Here is a 16,262-nt window from a genome sequence, read left to right as displayed (position 1 = left end):
AGCCATTATGCTTTTACTGGTATGTAATATTTTTTTTTAATTTCGTAAGCTAAACTAATCAATTTTGAAACCTATAGATAAACTACTACTTTTTACATTTCCCTTTTTTTTTATTTTTCAGATAACATTTGGACAATGTGATCTTGGGTTGATCACAATAGAAGAATGTGACATGGAGAATGTAGATTTTGATGGGATTAATGGTCCAGATGGGATTATTAATTTGTATACAGAAACAGGTACTACTCCTATGGATGGTGTTTGGAGTATAGATCCCGAATTTAATGCTGCATTTGATGCTACTACTGGTAATTTATCAATGTGGGAGTTAAAAAAGGCAACCACTCTTATTACACAAAATGATTACTTTTTTGAGTTAAGAAATGCAACTTGTGGTGATGTTCCATTTAGAACAGCCAGATTGATTTTAGGGCCATATTCTGGTATTGCTTTACCTCCTTCAGGACCGCTAAATATAAATGCACAGGGATGTGATTCTGAAGGATTTAATTTATTTAGTGCTTTTGCATTAGATGATATCACTCCATCACCTCATTCTAATGGAGAATGGACATATAATGGAACAAGTTCAAGTTTTTTACAAATTGTTGATTCAAAACTTTTTGTTGATATTCCTTATCAACCAGGGATTCCCTTAGTGGATCAAGAGGTTTTTGAAGTAACCTATACAGTTGGTGGTATTTTAGGATGTTCAACTTCGCAAAGTACTACAGTACGAATAGCCATGGTACGACAGGTCGATCCGGGAATTGGCGAATCAATAGCAATTTGTGAAGATGATATGTTGGCCGGAGTCTATGATGCCGATATAAATTTACGAGATGATGAATATCTAGATGGAGAAGATATCGAAGGAATATGGTTATCGGAACCTACAGGAGAAATAGATGATGAGTTAGATTCTGTAATTAACTTGAGAACTATTTATGATAATCTAATTGATGGAGGTAATAATTTACGATATGGATGCATGAGGTATGATTTTGTCTATGCAACAGAACAACGATCTGCAGTATGTATCGATAGAGAAGCAGCAGTTAGTTTTATTTTTCATGAACAACTCAGACCATTTAGTCAGTCAGATCCTCCTCCTGCTATTTGTAATAATGTACTTTCTGGCGATCTAAATTTATTTGACTTATTAGAATTTACTACAGAAGGAAGTTTTGATTTTATTTATGCAAATGATAATTATGTGAATTGGAGGTTTATTTCTGGACCATCAGGTTCTTCAGGAAATTTAGGTCTACCCGAAAAACCAGAAGTTTCCGTTTTACCTCCTTATGAATTCTATTTAGGAAAAATAAATACCTTCGGAGCAGAACCAGGAACATATATTTATGAGTATGCAGTAAGCCCAAAAATAAATTGCAAGGTAAATAATGAAGTTTGTGACCCATATGCTACCATTGGAGATGTTTTTTATTGTGAACATCCTTGTGACGTTATTACTGCTCGTGTAGAAATTCAAATTTTCGCACCCGATTATCCTGGAGAAGATACTAATACCAATATTTGTGAAACTTTAGGTCAAGTTGATTTAAGAAGTTTGTTAAGAACAAATGGAACTTCAATTGTTACTACTGGTGTTTGGACTAATTCAGCAGGAGATGTTATCAATAATACTTTTGTTTTTCCAACAAGTGATGTAGCGCAAACATTTAATTTTACCTATACAACAGTTAGTACCGGAGGATGTACAGAGACTGCAGATTTAGCACTGACCATTAATAAATTACCTAATGCTGGAGAAGATGGAAGTACAACAGTTTGCTCTGATAGTTTGACAGTAACTCTTTTTGATCTCTTAGGGGGTACTCCAGATACAACAGGTACCTGGACTGGCCCTTTTGGATATGTATCTACGGATCATTTAGGTGTTTTTGATACTAGCGATGATATGTTACCAATTCTTGGTGCAGGAATATATACATATACTGCACCTGCAAATGCAGGTTGTTCTTCTTCAGATTCAGCTTCAGTAGAAATAACGATTGTCGACCCCATAGAGATAGGTGATGATGTAAATGAATCATTTTGTAAAATTGATGGCAGAGTAAATTTATTTTCTCTTTTAGATCGAGATACAGCACGTACTGGTGTTTTTGAAGATACAGATAGTACAGGAGCTTTAAGCGCAGACGGGGTATTAGAATTCGCAACACTTACTAATGCTATTTATAATTTTAGATATGTGGTAAGAAATGCCGCACCATGTGATGAATCATCTCTAAATGTTTCTGTTCAAATTATAGATTTACCAATTCCAAATGTACCTGCCCAAGAATTTTGTATCCTTGATGCAGTTCGATTAGAGGATATAGAGGTTGATGTATTAAATTATAATTGGTATGCTACGCAAGAAAGTGAAACACCTATTATAGATAATCCAATTCTCTTGGATAACCAAGTGTATTATATAGCAACCGTAGATGTTGATAACTGTGAGTCTGAACGCCTTGATGTGATGATCACAATATTAAATACTGGAGAAAGGTCATCAACAGGAGAGCTATGTACATTGGATTTTCAGGATGGAGTTTCTCCTAATGGAGATGGTCAAAATGATACTTTTGATTTACTGATAGAAGAGGTGTATAATATTCCAGAAGCATTTCCCGATTTTGATATAAAAATATTTAACCGATATGGTAGCCTTGTATATGAAGGAAATAATAATACAGAAGAGTTTAGAGGAGAAAGTAATGTGTCTGTACGATTAGGAGATGATCTTCCCTCTGGCACGTATTTCTATATTTTTTCTCCGAATTTTGAAAATAATATTCCGATACAAGGAAGTTTTTACTTAAGCAGATAAACAAATGAAGTTAAAATTATTTTTTGTTATAACCATAGTTTTCTGTTTGGTAATACATGCGCAACAGGAACCACAGTATTCTCAATACATGTATAATATGAGTACGGTGAATCCAGCATATGCTACAGCTCAAAGTGGCCTGATTTCTACAGGGCTTTTGTATAGAAGACAGTGGACAGGTATTGAAGGTGCACCACAAACGGCTAATGTATTTGGTAATATTCCTATGAGTGAAAAAATAGAATTAAGTGTTAATTATGTAAATGATAGGATTGGCGATGCTATTCCTGTGAATAATGATTATATAAACATAGATTTTGCATATATCACTAAGATTTCGGATCAAGCAAGATTATCTTATGGATTAAAAGCAGGGGTTAATAATTTCAAAATTGACCCATCGGGTTCTAATGTAGCATCAGATCCTGCATTTGCTGATAATACGTCAACAACACAATTAAATATTGGAGCGGGCTTGTATTTGTTTACTAGTAATTTTTATGCTGGTATTTCTTCTCCGAATTTGCTTCCCAGTGATATTGATATTGATGGTATTGGAGTTGCGCAAACAAAAACACATATTTATGGTATTGCTGGTTATGTGTTTGACTTTGTTGACGAAGTTAAATTAAAACCTTCTATGGTGATTAAACAAGTTTTGGATTCTCCTTTAACTTTTGATCTGTCGTTAAACTCATTAATATATGATAAATTTGAATTAGGAGTTTCTTATCGATATACAGATTCATTCATAGCATTAGCAGGATTTAATATCACTCAAAACCTTAAAATTGGATACTCTTATGACTTTAGTGTAAGTGATTTAAGTGGTTATAATGATGGAAGTCACGAGATAGTAATGCTATTTAATTTTGATTTGCTGAAGTTCAGTAATAAATATTCCTCTCCAAGATTTTTCTAAATAATGATAAAGACTAAAATAGTACTGATAATAACAATACTGATCACTCAGTTTACCTTTTCACAAAAGAAAAGCAGAGCTGATCGTTTTTTTGAAAAAGGAGATTATATAAATGCAGCGGAGCACTATGAAGAAGAATTAAATCAAGAAGGATATACTAAGAGTATTCTTGAAAATATTGCAACATCATATTACAATACATTTCAGTTTAAACAAGCATATAGATATCTTAAAGTTTTGACCTCAGGTAAATTTTATGGTAAAGATAAAGCCTATGATAATGGTTATAATTTTATGATGTATCAAGTGCTTTCTGCCTTGGGTGAATATGAAAAATCCATAGAATATCTTTCGTTATATAAAACAAATAATGCTGTACGTGATTTTAGTACATCAGATGCAATTTCTACTATAGAGGATTTTAAACTAAAAGATGATGATTATACTATAACTAGTGCGTCTTTTAATTCTGAATCTTCAGAATTTGGAGCAATTAAACAAGGTGATACAGTATATTTTGCTAGTGATAGACAAGCTTATAGTCCATTAGATAAAAAGTATAAATGGACACATCGACCTTTTTTGGATATTTATACAGTAAAAGTTGATCAGGATAATAATCCTGTTTCAGAAATAGAAAAAATTTCAAAAGAAATAAATTCAAAACTTCATGAAGGAAATTTTTGTTTTACCGCAGATGGAAATACAATGTATATATCTAAAAGTAATTCAGAGAAAGGAAAAAAGAAATTCGATAGTATAAAAAATAATTCAGTACATCTTTATAAAGCTATCAAAATAGACGGAAAGTGGACTACCCCTGAAAAATTAGATTTTAATGATGTCAATTATTCTGTTGTGCATCCATCATTAAGTGCTGATGATAGTAAGTTATATTTTAGTTCAAATATGCCTGGCGGGTATGGAGATTTTGATATTTATGTAGTTGATGTTAATTTGGATGGTACTTATGGATCACCAACAAATCTTGGTCCATCAATAAATACAGAAAATAGAGAGCAATTTCCTTTCATTTCAAGAGAAGGTAATTTGTTTTTTTCTTCAAATGGACATTTAGGTTTGGGCATGATGGATATTTTTGTTTCAGAATTGGGAGGGCTTATAACTCCAATTAATTTAGGAGCCCCTATCAATTCTAGTTACGATGATTTTTCTATGACGTATTATAATGATACCGATGGTTTTTTTGCTTCAAACAGAAATAAGGTTGGAGACGATATTTATACCTTTTCTCAGATCGGAGATATTTTTCCAAAAGAATATAGAGCTCGTTTTGAAGTTAGAGATTATGCATCTGATAATTATATAGCAAATGCAGATGCCATTTTGTACAATAATGATAATGAAAAAATTTATGAAAGCCAGTTGGATTCTATAGCTGCTTTTGACCTTAAATTATTTCCAGGAAGATATAATTTTAAAGCTTCTGCCGAAGGGTACAAAACTAGAACAAAACCTTTGGTCGCAAAAGAAAAGGAAGAGGAGGTGTATGTGATCTATTTGGATAGAGTAGGTAAGAAGGATGAGATCACTACCACAGAAGATAATAATAGCAATAACTCTAGAAATACCAGTAGTTCAAATAATACCGAGCGTACAAAGATCGATGAAAGTTCCACAGAACGTAAAAAGGAAGAGATCACAAAGACAAAACTAAGAGAAACTCTTCTGGCTGATAAAGATGGACCACCGGTTATAGAAAAGAATGGTAAACTTTATTTTAAAATGCCTCCTATTTATTTTGATTATGATAAATGGAATATACGTGCAGACTCCAAAAAAGTATTAGACAAACTAGCACTTAAATTAGAACGTTATAAAACGGTGTATATTAAAATAAGTTCTCATACAGATAGTAGAGGAACAGATTCCTACAATCAGGTTTTATCAACAAAACGTGCAGAGTCAACACGTAATTATCTTGCACTTGTGGGATATGTGAATGCTAGGAGAATGAAGTTTATCGGATTTGGAGAATCTCAACCACTTATAGACTGCGATAATAAAGCATGTACAGAGGATGATCATCAAACAAACCGAAGAAGCGAATTCGAGATCGTTAAGTTTTAGTATACATCTATAATGTTTTGTTTTCTAATAAATTAAATTGTACTTTTGCACTCCTTTTTAGCGAGTAAGAGAGTATAAAAAGGGTTGTATATAAATAATTTTAACGCTTCTGTATAATTTTCGCATTGATTCTCAGTAATATACAGGATACAAATTTTATCTTCAATGTCTGAAGAAACAAAAAACACAGACGTTCAGGAAGTAGAGAAGCCAGCAGTAGCTGAAACTCCGCAACAAGCAAACCCTGAGCAATTTCTAAAAGATTTTAACTGGCACAACTATGAAGAAGGGATAGATCCTATCGCTGATTCAAAACTTGAAGAGTTTGAAAAGTTAGTAGCAGAAAATTTTGTAGATACTCTAAATGATGAAGTAGTAGACGGAACCGTAATTAATATTACTGATCGTGATGCTATCATCGACATTAATGCAAAAAGTGAAGGTGTTATTTCGTTAAATGAATTTCGTTATAACCCAGATCTTAAAGTAGGTGATAAGGTAGAAGTTTTAATAGATGTGCGTGAAGACGCTACAGGTCAATTAATTTTATCTCACCGTAAAGCTCGTGTAATCAAAGCATGGGATAGAGTAAATGGTGCACATGATACGGGTGAAATCGTAAACGGTTTTGTAAAGTGTAGAACCAAAGGAGGTATGATCGTTGATGTATTTGGTATTGAAGCTTTCTTGCCAGGTTCTCAAATTGATGTGAAGCCAATCCGTGATTATGATGCATATGTTGGTAAAACAATGGAATTTAAAGTGGTAAAAATAAATCACGAATTCAAAAACGTTGTTGTATCACATAAAGCGCTTATCGAAGCAGATATCGAGGAGCAGAAAAAAGAAATTATTGGTCAATTAGAAAAAGGTCAAGTATTAGAAGGTACTGTTAAGAATGTTACTTCTTATGGTGTATTCGTTGATCTTGGAGGAGTTGATGGATTAGTACATATTACAGACCTTTCTTGGTCAAGAATTAATCATCCAAATGAGATTGTTGAACTTGATCAGAAATTAAACGTGGTAATCTTAGACTTTGATGAGGCTAAAACACGTATCCAATTAGGTCTTAAACAATTAAAACCACACCCATGGGAAGCTCTTGATAAAGAACTTAAAGTAGGTGATAAAGTTAAAGGTAAAGTAGTTGTAATTGCGGATTACGGTGCATTTATTGAAGTAGAAGAAGGTGTTGAAGGATTGATTCATGTTTCTGAAATGTCTTGGTCTACACACTTACGTTCTGCGCAAGATTTCGTAAAAGTTGGTGACCCTGTAGAAGCAGTTATCCTTACACTTGATAGAGAAGAGCGTAAAATGTCTCTTGGTATCAAACAATTAACTCCAGATCCTTGGACAGATATTACTACTAAATATCCTGTAGGTTCTAAGCATAACGGTATCGTTCGTAACTTTACTAACTTTGGTGTGTTTGTAGAACTTGAAGAAGGTATTGATGGTCTTATCTATATCTCTGATCTTTCTTGGACTAAGAAAATTAAGCATCCATCTGACTTTACGAATGTTGGTGATACTCTTGATGTAGTAGTTCTTGAACTTGATGTAGAAGGACGTAAGTTAAGCCTTGGTCATAAGCAAACTGAGGAAAATCCTTGGGATAAATATGAAACTGAATTTGCTTTAGGAACTAAGCATACAGCTGCAATTGGAGAGATAGTGGACAAAGGTGCTACTATTGACTTCAATGAAGATATCGTTGCATTTGTTCCTTCTCGTCATCTTGAAAAAGAAGATGGAAGTAAATTGAAAAAAGGTGATGAGGCAGAATTCCAAATCATTGAATTCAATAAAGAATTCAAAAGAGTGGTGGCTTCTCATACAGCTTTATTCAAAGAAGAAGAAGCTAAGATCGTAAAACAAGCTGCTAAGAAAGCGGCTAGTTCATCAGAGAAAACTACTCTTGGTGATATCGATGCATTAGCAGATCTTAAAGCTAAAATGGAAAAAGGAGGAAACTAGTTTTCTTATTTTTCAATATATAAATTAAGACCGCTCTTTTGAGCGGTCTTTTTTATTATTATACTAAAAAGATAGAATTCTTTAAAGATTTAAACTTATATGATTATAACAATTGAATAATCTTATGAGGTTTTAATTTTTCACAGAAAACAGTGAAATAATTGTGATTCATAATATAGAATTTAGCATCAAAGCAATTCAATTATGAAAAAAAAAGTGTTCATACTCTTAATGGTATTTACTATAGGGATTAATGGTTTATGCGGCCAAGAACAAGATATTTTGGTGATATCTCAACATAATTTTAAGGTGTATAGACGTGTGGTTGATAGTGTTTTTTATATTATAAGTGAACATAAGAAAAAGAAACTATATGACTCACTAGTTTATGTTTCTATAGTGTGTAATGATTTTGTACAAATATTAGATAGCAAAGGAAATGTTTCTTTTTTAGATTCAGAATTAAAAGAAATAGACATATCCAATGTAGTGTGTTCGGCTATTCCTTGTATGCCAACATCTTCGAATCAATATTATATTGAAGAGGAAGAAGGAGAGTTTCGTGTATTTGCAAAGTACATTGATGACGGAAATGCAAAGTATAAGGATGACCCTCAGCCTGTTGTAGTAACCGTTATTTCAAAAGAAAAGGCAGATGACGTATATTTCTTGAACTCTAGGAGATCATTAACTACGTATGATTGCCCTTCAGGTGCATATGTTTCGCCAGTGTTTATCATAGAAAAAAATAAAAAATTTATAATCCAAGATCTATATAATCTTACGGCACGACCAATACGTTTTTATGATACTGTTTTTATAGATAGAAGCTCTAAGATTAGAGTGAAAAAAGATGGCTTTTATGGTTATCATGGCGTTACTGTAATCAAGTATTCTCGTTTAGATATTTTTGAATATAATTTGGCTTATTTTGAATTACAAAACGGAAAGCGGGGATATATTGATAGAAGTGGGAATGAATATTTTATAAAATAATAATAAGTCATTGGTACTAAAAATCAGTGCAATTTTTTTTAAACCTACCCGTTTACAGTGGCTTTTGTTAAGGGTGAACATGTTTAAAATTTGAATCTTTTCCTTTCACTCTTTCCTCCGTACATACTGTAATTGCTATAACCCATAAGTTTTTAATTTATGTTATTGTTTTTTGGTTAAACTTCTTAAGTCCTCCTTTATTTTTAATTGACTTTTGATAGATGGTAAATACCCACTGAAAAAGGGGGGGTGATTTTCACTAGTATTAGCCTGATTTTGGAAGAAAAACCTCTTGATATTTGCATTGCAAAAGAATCTTAATTGTTTTTTAAAATGAAAAGTATTAAAAGAAAAATAGTAGTAATCTTGAGTTTTTTAATAACCATTCAGGCGAATGCTAAAGAAACTAATATCTTGTCTGTTTTAACAAATGACAAAGAGATAGAACGTGTAGAAGAAAAGAAGTCTCGTAATGAGCCAAAAACTAAAAAAATAGAAAAGATTTCTAAAGTTACAAGTTTTCATTCTGTTAAGAAATGGAAAATAACTATAGAATATACTGATGGAGGGTTTATATCTAAGACTATTGTAGTTAAGGAAGCTACTGAATTGAGTCCTCTGGAAACTGCATTTGCAGAAGCAGAAAAGTATCTTGAGGCCTTTAATAATGTAAAAGAATATAGCGTTTCTCCAATATCTGATAATTCATTTGTTCTATTATTAGAAAAATAATATTGGGATAGTACAATCTATAAAAAAGGGTATTTTATATTCAATAAAATACCCTTTTTTATGTCTTCATTAAAATCTTCTGATTATTTATTTATAATTTTTAGTTTCTAATTGGTATAAACATGCCTTTTGATTGTGATTGTTTGGGGTATGTTATTTAGAAATTGGATTGTATTATTCTAAAATTTCACTACTTTTGTATTCCAAATATCCATTTGGAGATTATGAGTCAAAAATTACTACTTAGTGCAAAAGAGATCGATATAATTCTGCACCGTTTGGCTTGTCAATTAATCGAAAATCATACACATTTTGAGCATACGGTTTTGATTGGTGTTCAGCCTAGAGGAATATTTTTAGCAGATAGAATTAAAAGGATTTTAGAAGAAGATTATAAGTTAACTAGTGTAAAGCTAGGATACCTTGATATTACATTTTATAGAGACGATTTTAGAAGAGGAGAAAAACCTTTGGAAGCTAATAAGACTAATATTGATTTTGTGGTTGAGGACAAACGTGTTGTATTTATAGATGATGTACTGTATACAGGACGAAGTATTAGAGCAGCTTTAACAGCGATGCAATCTTTTGGAAGACCACAGGAGATTGAATTATTAACACTGATTGATAGACGCTTTAGTAGACATTTACCAATACAACCAAATTATAGAGGTAGGCAAGTTGATGCAATTAATCAGGAGAAAGTAAAAGTACATTGGGTGGAAAATGAAGGAGAAGATGCTGTGTATCTTGTTGGTTAATAGGTTCTTTTTGTCAATAGACTAAAATTATAAATTAAAATAGAAAATGAGCGAATTAAGTGTAAATCACTTACTAGGAATCAAATATCTAAACAAAGATGATATTAAGCTTATCTTTGAGACAGCCGATCATTTCAAAGAAGTGATTAATCGACCAATTAAAAAAGTTCCTTCGCTTAGAGATATCACAATAGCTAATCTTTTTTTTGAGAATAGCACACGAACAAGATTATCTTTTGAACTAGCAGAAAAACGGCTTTCTGCAGATGTAATTAATTTTTCTGCGGCTTCTTCTTCTGTTAAAAAAGGAGAAACGCTTATTGATACGGTAAATAATATCCTGTCTATGAAAGTAGATATGGTGGTCATGCGTCACCCAAATCCGGGGGCAGGAGTTTTTTTATCAAAACATGTTGGAGCTAGTATCGTAAATGCTGGAGATGGAGCACATGAACACCCAACACAAGCTTTGCTGGATTCATATTCAATACGCGAACGATTAGGGGGTGTAGGCGGTAAAAAGATAGTAATTGTAGGAGATATTTTACACTCAAGAGTAGCGTTATCTAATATTTTTGCATTAAAATTACAAGGGGCAGAAGTAAAAGTCTGCGGACCTAAAACTTTAATTCCTAAATATATAGATAGATTAGGTGTGGGGGTAGAAACTAATCTCAAGAAAGCGTTAGAATGGTGCGATGTGGCTAATATGCTACGCGTGCAAAATGAACGAATGGAAATTAGTTACTTCCCTTCAACAAGAGAATATACTCAACAATTTGGGGTCAATAAAAAAGTATTGGATAGTCTTAATAAGGACATTGTAATAATGCACCCAGGACCTATCAACCGTGGAGTAGAAATCACGAGTGATGTTGCTGATTCTAATCAAGCCATTATATTAGATCAGGTACAAAATGGGGTAGCAGTGAGGATGGCAGTAATATATCTTTTAGCTTCAAAAATTAAACGGTAATTTATGATTTTTAATAAGGAAGGTTCTACGACTATAATAACACAAGAAAAAACCACAATCGTTGAATTTGTTAATGGAATGGAGAGCAAGTATGATACGCTTAAAAACGATAATATTATCGTTAATTTATTTTCATTAGCAAAAATTTCAGTAAGTGATTTAAATGAGTTTTTAAGAATTTCTAATACTCACAAATCAGCTAATCACTCTTTTGTGATTGTTACAAATAAGGTTTCATATGATGAAGCCCCTGCTGAAATAACAATTGTACCTACTTTACAGGAAGCGTATGATTTGGTAGAAATGGAAGAAATAGAAAGAGATCTTGGTTTTTGAGAAAACTAATATTTTTTTGTAATTTCTTATATTAATTTTCGTCTCATACATTATGAAAAGATTAGCCCCAATTTTATTAGTAGCATTTGTTATGCTTTTTTCTCAGAATCTTAAAGCTCAGGATTGGAAATATGATTTGGATGAAGCGCTAGCTTTAGCCAAAGAAAAAGACCAAAAAATTGTATTGTTTTTTACTGGATCTGATTGGTGTCCTCCCTGTATCAAGCTAGAAAGAAACCTATTATCTAGTGAAGAATTTGCAGCTTTCACTCATCAAAAGTATGTTTGGTTAAGAGCTGATTTTCCAAGGCGAAAAAAGAACAAAATCTCACAAGAGCAAAAAAATAAAAATAAAGAATTAGCAAAGCGCTATAATAAAAAGAAGCAGTTTCCAGCGATTTTAATCCTTAATAAAGAAGGAGTTGTTCTTGGTGCTACAGGATATAGAAGTGATTTGGATGTACAAGGTTATATATCTTTATTAACTTCATTCGATTCTTTTGGGCATTAGATTGATTTATAATTAAGATTGAATTATATTCACAGCCTATTTAATAAAGAGGAAAGATAATTTTGAAAATTACGATTTTAGGATGCTATTCAGCGACTCCAAGAACTTTTACGAATCCAACATCACAAGTTTTAGAAATAAATAATCATATTTTTTTAATTGATTGTGGAGAAGGCACCCAAGTAGAATTAAGACGAAATAAAATCAAATTTTCAAGAATTAAACATATTTTTATTTCGCATCTTCATGGTGACCATTTCTTTGGTTTGATTGGTTTGGTGTCTACATTTAGACTACTAAATAGAGATATACCGTTGCATATTCACGGTCCTAAAGGGATTAAAGAAGCAATTACGCTTCAATTGAAACTTTCAAATTCCTGGACAGATTATCCGTTGCATTTTCATGAATTGACTAATACAGAGTCAGAAATAGTTTTTGAAGATGAAAAGGTAGTCGTAACGACCATACCCTTGCAACATAGAGTATATTGTAATGGCTTTTTGTTTCGTGAAAAATCAGGTGATAGAACATTATTGATTGATAAGGTGTTAAACTATGATATTGATAAAGCATATTATAGATCTATAAAAAAAGGAAAAGATGTAGTTTTGGATGACGGAACAGTAATTTCAAATAATGAACTCACTAAAGATCCAAAACCAGCAAAAAGTTATGCGTTTTGTAGTGATACAAAATATGATGAAGCAAAAATCCCCTTAATTAAAGATGTTTCTGTGCTGTATCATGAATCTACATTTTTAGAAAGCCATAAACATTTATGTGCCAAGACAGGGCATAGTTCTGCAATAGAAGCAGCAAGTATTGCTAAGAAGGCAAATGTTGGAACTCTAATATTAGGACACTATTCTACAAGATATGATAATATTGAGTTGTTTAGAGATGAGGCAAAAACTGTGTTTCAAGATGTTAAAATAGCAGATGATGGTAAAGTCTTTGAATTTTGATTTTACAGTTATCAACTTTAGGCAAAAATTGTTAGTTCGTTTATTACTTTCTATTTTTTAAAATAAGTAAATTGCACTATATTTTTGATTATGAATAGAGATCTGACAGCATATAGAAAATCTTATGAGAAGAGTTTTTTAGAAGAAAGTGATCTTCCGGAAACTCCTATTTTACTCTTTTCTCAGTGGTTCAAAGAAGTTGAAGAAAAGGGTGGAGTGGAAGAGACGAATGCTATGACAATTACAACTACAGGTTCTGATGGTTTTCCAAAAGCAAGAATTGTCTTGTTAAAACATTTTGACGATAAAGGGTTTGTGTTTTATACCAATTATAATTCTGAAAAGGGAAAGGCTATAGCATATAATAACAAAGTGTGTATTTCTTTTTTTTGGCCCAACCTGGAGCGACAAGTGATTGTTAAGGGGGTAGTAGAAAAAATAGATAAACAAGCTAGCTTAAAATATTTTCGTTCTCGCCCCAGAGGTAGCCAGATAGGAGCTTTGACCTCTAATCAAAGCGAAATTATTGAATCAAGAACTGAACTAGAAAAAAAACTTAAATCTTTAGAAGACGAATATCACAATAAAGAAATACCTATGCCAGAATCTTGGGGTGGATATCGCATACAACCTATAGAATTTGAGTTTTGGCAAGGAAGACCTAATCGATTACATGATAGAATTAGATTTTTTATCAAAAATGAGGATTGGGAAACAGTAAGACTGTCTCCTTGATAATACTAGTTAACTAGTTACATAATAACAAAACTAGATCTTCTGTTCTTTTGATATTGATCTTCTGAACAATCCTGACCATCTTTACAATCATTCACAGGTTGACTTTCTCCAAAACCTATATAGGAAAGTATTCTGTTTTTAGAAATGTTTTTACCTAGAAGATAATTGTAAATTGATTCTGCTCTTTTTTGAGAAAGAGTTAGATTATAATTTTCACCTCCTCGGCTATCAGAATGTGTTTCTATTTTAATAACCATATCTGGGTAGTCCTCATTCATAATTTGAACAACTCTATCTAACTCCTTTTCAGCCTGTGGAGTTATGTTCCACTTATCAAAATCAAAATAGATTTCATTTAGATCAATAAGGTCATTTATCGTCTTGGTTAATTTTATTTCTGATTTTAATGGAGATTTCGGAGTAGTCTTTGAAGGCACTACATCACCGGGTGCTATACCACCACTTTGAGTATTGTTAGATTTATCAACTTTATCAGATTCGCCAGGTATTACCGCTGCAAAATGGTTATTCATTTTCTTTTTAGGAATAGAAGCAAGACGATTTGCATTAGGACAGTTTAATTCACTAATATCTATAGCAAGCTTAAACTGATAAAAGTCTGGTAAGTTACATGAGTTGATATGGTTATATCCCTTTGAGTACTTTACTGTTTCATTTAATGTTCCATTAAATTCAGCAGTTATAGGCTGATCAACAACTAAGATGTCATCTATAGTATTGATAGATTCGCACCCAGTGTCTACAATAACATTATAACTTATTTTAAACGGTTCACTATCAGTTTTAACCATTTTATTTGGTACACTAAAACTCAATGTTCTAGTTGCATCATCAAATTTTGTCTTGATCTTTTTAGAAGGTAATACCAATGACTTTTCAGAAAATATTACATTCTTAGGCAGAATGTCTTTAATGATTGTGTTTTTTGCATCATCATTACCATCGTTGTGTATTGTAAGATGGTATGTTATTTCTTGTTTTGGAGCTAAAACATCTTCTGGGTGAATATAAGTATCATTTGCAGTATACTTAGACCTTTTAACAATATGTATAGCGGGTTCATATATTTCTATACTAAATGCTACAGCGGTAACAGAATATCCATCGTTATCGGTTAATAATCTAAATTTTGCTTCAGTTTGATTGTTGCCAATGATACTATTTCGTACATTCTTTATATTAAATAAATCAGCATCGTATCCTAAGGTGTTTTGACTTGCAGGAACTCTTGATTTTACATTCTTTCCATTTTCAGTGATATTTGCGTTGAAAAAGTTATTCATTGGATTAGTTCCATCTGCAAGACTTTTGTATTTGCCTGTTTCATTAGACATAGCCTGAAAACGATCTCCAATAATTCCTTTATCTCCTTCATAAGAAATAATACCTATTTTTCCGTTTACAGCACCATTTGGGATAGTCTGAAAATTGTTAAAAGAAAAGGCTACGGGTTTAGCTTTGGAGTCAATATTTACAAATCCATCATAAACATAGAATCTTTTTCTTGGTTTAGCATTATCCTCATAAATAACAACCATCGTCCATCCACCAGCTAATCCATTGCCCAAGATTGGATCATCATTTACTTCAGTCGTAGTTGCTGGAATATTAGCAACCGTATAGGTTCCTTGAGGGTTTTTTAGATTTAAAACATCCGAAGTAATATCTTTATAACAAGAATATTGTTGAAATAAAGATTCTTTATCCTTATAATAGTCATGGATAATTTTTCCGTTTGTTATAGTGGAGTATGTTTCTTCTCCTGGATATTTTATTTTGATTGATGTGATATCATGTTCACGATTGGCATCAGCATATGACGCTGTCCAATACAAGCCTACATGTTTTATAGCATTACATTCAGATTCGATATTAAGATCAGCACTGCTAGAGTTAAAAGTAGATGTATCATTATCGATATCGATAAATCCCATTTTGAATTGATTGTTTAATCCACCATTATTATAGCTTTTATTGGGATCAAAAACACCAGATCCGTCATCATTACTTACTTTACCTAAAATTGTATTGGATACAAATTTGAAATCCCCTTTAAGCGTTAATTCAGTACGCTTTTTAAGAGGCACCTCTACCTGGCCATATATAATTGAAGTACTAAAACAATATATGACGATAAGTAGGAATACGTTTTGAAACTTATTATAGTTTCTATTTTTAATAATCACTTTTTCCACCTTTTTCATTTTTAATAGCCCTATTCATATTATGATAAATCTGTATACATAATGTTTGGAGGGAAACACTCTGATTTAAGGGAAAACCGTATGTAAATTTATATTTTAACATTTGAATTTATAAGAAAAAAATCATGTTTTCGATGTAAACACTATTTTTACCGATTAAAATCAGTTAGATATTACGTTCATT

General features: G+C 32.0%; 13 protein-coding genes. 12 read left to right on the top strand and 1 reads right to left on the bottom strand.

All coding sequences use genetic code 11. The annotated features are described in order from the left end of the window. Positions 1–64: 64 nt before the first annotated feature. The 12 genes from FOF46_RS00645 to pdxH all read left to right on the top strand — a co-directional run bounded on the left by FOF46_RS00645 (position 65) and on the right by pdxH (position 13,850). Positions 65–2,839: a T9SS type B sorting domain-containing protein gene (locus FOF46_RS00645; protein ID WP_244299547.1), complete on the top strand. Its 2,775-nt coding sequence runs from the start codon at positions 65–67 to the stop codon at positions 2,837–2,839. A 4-nt stretch (positions 2,840–2,843) separates the two neighbouring features. Further along, entirely contained in the window at positions 2,844–3,761 is a 918-nt protein-coding gene (locus FOF46_RS00640; RefSeq protein ID WP_109437532.1) for a PorP/SprF family type IX secretion system membrane protein, read from the top strand. A gap of 3 nt (positions 3,762–3,764) precedes the next feature. Continuing rightward, on the top strand, positions 3,765–5,852 hold the full coding sequence (locus tag FOF46_RS00635; protein WP_143915110.1) for an OmpA family protein: 2,088 nt from the start codon (positions 3,765–3,767) through the stop codon (positions 5,850–5,852). A 165-nt stretch (positions 5,853–6,017) separates the two neighbouring features. Continuing rightward, positions 6,018–7,835, top strand: a complete 1,818-nt coding sequence (rpsA, locus tag FOF46_RS00630) for a 30S ribosomal protein S1 (protein ID WP_109437530.1) — start codon at positions 6,018–6,020, stop codon at positions 7,833–7,835. Positions 7,836–8,039: 204 nt separating this feature from the next. Continuing rightward, complete coding sequence (locus FOF46_RS00625) at positions 8,040–8,831, top strand: hypothetical protein (protein WP_143915109.1); 792 nt, start codon at positions 8,040–8,042, stop codon at positions 8,829–8,831. A 333-nt stretch (positions 8,832–9,164) separates the two neighbouring features. Further along, on the top strand, positions 9,165–9,563 hold the full coding sequence (locus tag FOF46_RS00620) for a hypothetical protein (protein WP_143915108.1): 399 nt from the start codon (positions 9,165–9,167) through the stop codon (positions 9,561–9,563). A gap of 224 nt (positions 9,564–9,787) precedes the next feature. Then, positions 9,788–10,324, top strand: coding sequence for a bifunctional pyr operon transcriptional regulator/uracil phosphoribosyltransferase PyrR (gene pyrR, locus FOF46_RS00615; RefSeq protein ID WP_109437527.1), 537 nt, complete (start codon positions 9,788–9,790; stop codon positions 10,322–10,324). Positions 10,325–10,370: 46 nt separating this feature from the next. Continuing rightward, a complete protein-coding gene (locus FOF46_RS00610) occupies positions 10,371–11,300 on the top strand; it encodes an aspartate carbamoyltransferase catalytic subunit (protein WP_109437526.1) in 930 nt (309 codons plus the stop codon). A gap of 3 nt (positions 11,301–11,303) precedes the next feature. Next, the gene (locus FOF46_RS00605) at positions 11,304–11,636 is read left to right on the top strand and encodes a ribonuclease Z (protein ID WP_109437525.1); all 333 of its coding nucleotides are present in this window, start codon (positions 11,304–11,306) and stop codon (positions 11,634–11,636) included. A 52-nt stretch (positions 11,637–11,688) separates the two neighbouring features. Continuing rightward, positions 11,689–12,147: a thioredoxin family protein gene (locus FOF46_RS00600; protein ID WP_235010994.1), complete on the top strand. Its 459-nt coding sequence runs from the start codon at positions 11,689–11,691 to the stop codon at positions 12,145–12,147. Between the two features lie 62 nt (positions 12,148–12,209). After that, the gene (locus FOF46_RS00595) at positions 12,210–13,115 is read left to right on the top strand and encodes a ribonuclease Z (RefSeq protein WP_143915107.1); all 906 of its coding nucleotides are present in this window, start codon (positions 12,210–12,212) and stop codon (positions 13,113–13,115) included. 90 nt (positions 13,116–13,205) lie between these two features. After that, positions 13,206–13,850: a pyridoxamine 5'-phosphate oxidase gene (gene pdxH / locus FOF46_RS00590; RefSeq protein ID WP_143915106.1), complete on the top strand. Its 645-nt coding sequence runs from the start codon at positions 13,206–13,208 to the stop codon at positions 13,848–13,850. A gap of 17 nt (positions 13,851–13,867) precedes the next feature. Here the strand turns inward: pdxH and FOF46_RS00585 are convergent, their stop codons facing one another. Then, a complete protein-coding gene (locus tag FOF46_RS00585) occupies positions 13,868–16,078 on the bottom strand; it encodes an OmpA family protein (protein WP_143915105.1) in 2,211 nt (736 codons plus the stop codon). Positions 16,079–16,262 lie beyond the last annotated feature (184 nt).

It is taken from the genome of Aquimarina algiphila, from assembly GCF_007489275.1.
Lineage (GTDB): Bacteria > Bacteroidota > Bacteroidia > Flavobacteriales > Flavobacteriaceae > Aquimarina > Aquimarina algiphila.
The sequence above is the reverse complement of the archived record's forward strand: the minus strand, read 5'-3'. Positions and strand labels throughout refer to the sequence as shown.

Excerpts from the sequence above, each read along its gene's own strand:
- FOF46_RS00640 (WP_109437532.1), top strand. The coding sequence starts at position 2,844 with ATGAAGTTAAAATTATTTTTTGTTATAACCATAGTTTTCTGTTTGGTA.
- FOF46_RS00635 (WP_143915110.1), top strand. The coding sequence starts at position 3,765 with ATGATAAAGACTAAAATAGTACTGATAATAACAATACTGATCACTCAG.
- rpsA (WP_109437530.1), top strand. The coding sequence starts at position 6,018 with ATGTCTGAAGAAACAAAAAACACAGACGTTCAGGAAGTAGAGAAGCCA.
- FOF46_RS00625 (WP_143915109.1), top strand. The coding sequence starts at position 8,040 with ATGAAAAAAAAAGTGTTCATACTCTTAATGGTATTTACTATAGGGATT.
- FOF46_RS00620 (WP_143915108.1), top strand. The coding sequence starts at position 9,165 with ATGAAAAGTATTAAAAGAAAAATAGTAGTAATCTTGAGTTTTTTAATA.
- pyrR (WP_109437527.1), top strand. The coding sequence starts at position 9,788 with ATGAGTCAAAAATTACTACTTAGTGCAAAAGAGATCGATATAATTCTG.
- FOF46_RS00610 (WP_109437526.1), top strand. The coding sequence starts at position 10,371 with ATGAGCGAATTAAGTGTAAATCACTTACTAGGAATCAAATATCTAAAC.
- FOF46_RS00605 (WP_109437525.1), top strand. The coding sequence starts at position 11,304 with ATGATTTTTAATAAGGAAGGTTCTACGACTATAATAACACAAGAAAAA.
- FOF46_RS00600 (WP_235010994.1), top strand. The coding sequence starts at position 11,689 with ATGAAAAGATTAGCCCCAATTTTATTAGTAGCATTTGTTATGCTTTTT.
- pdxH (WP_143915106.1), top strand. The coding sequence starts at position 13,206 with ATGAATAGAGATCTGACAGCATATAGAAAATCTTATGAGAAGAGTTTT.
- FOF46_RS00585 (WP_143915105.1), bottom strand. The coding sequence starts at position 16,078 with ATGAAAAAGGTGGAAAAAGTGATTATTAAAAATAGAAACTATAATAAG.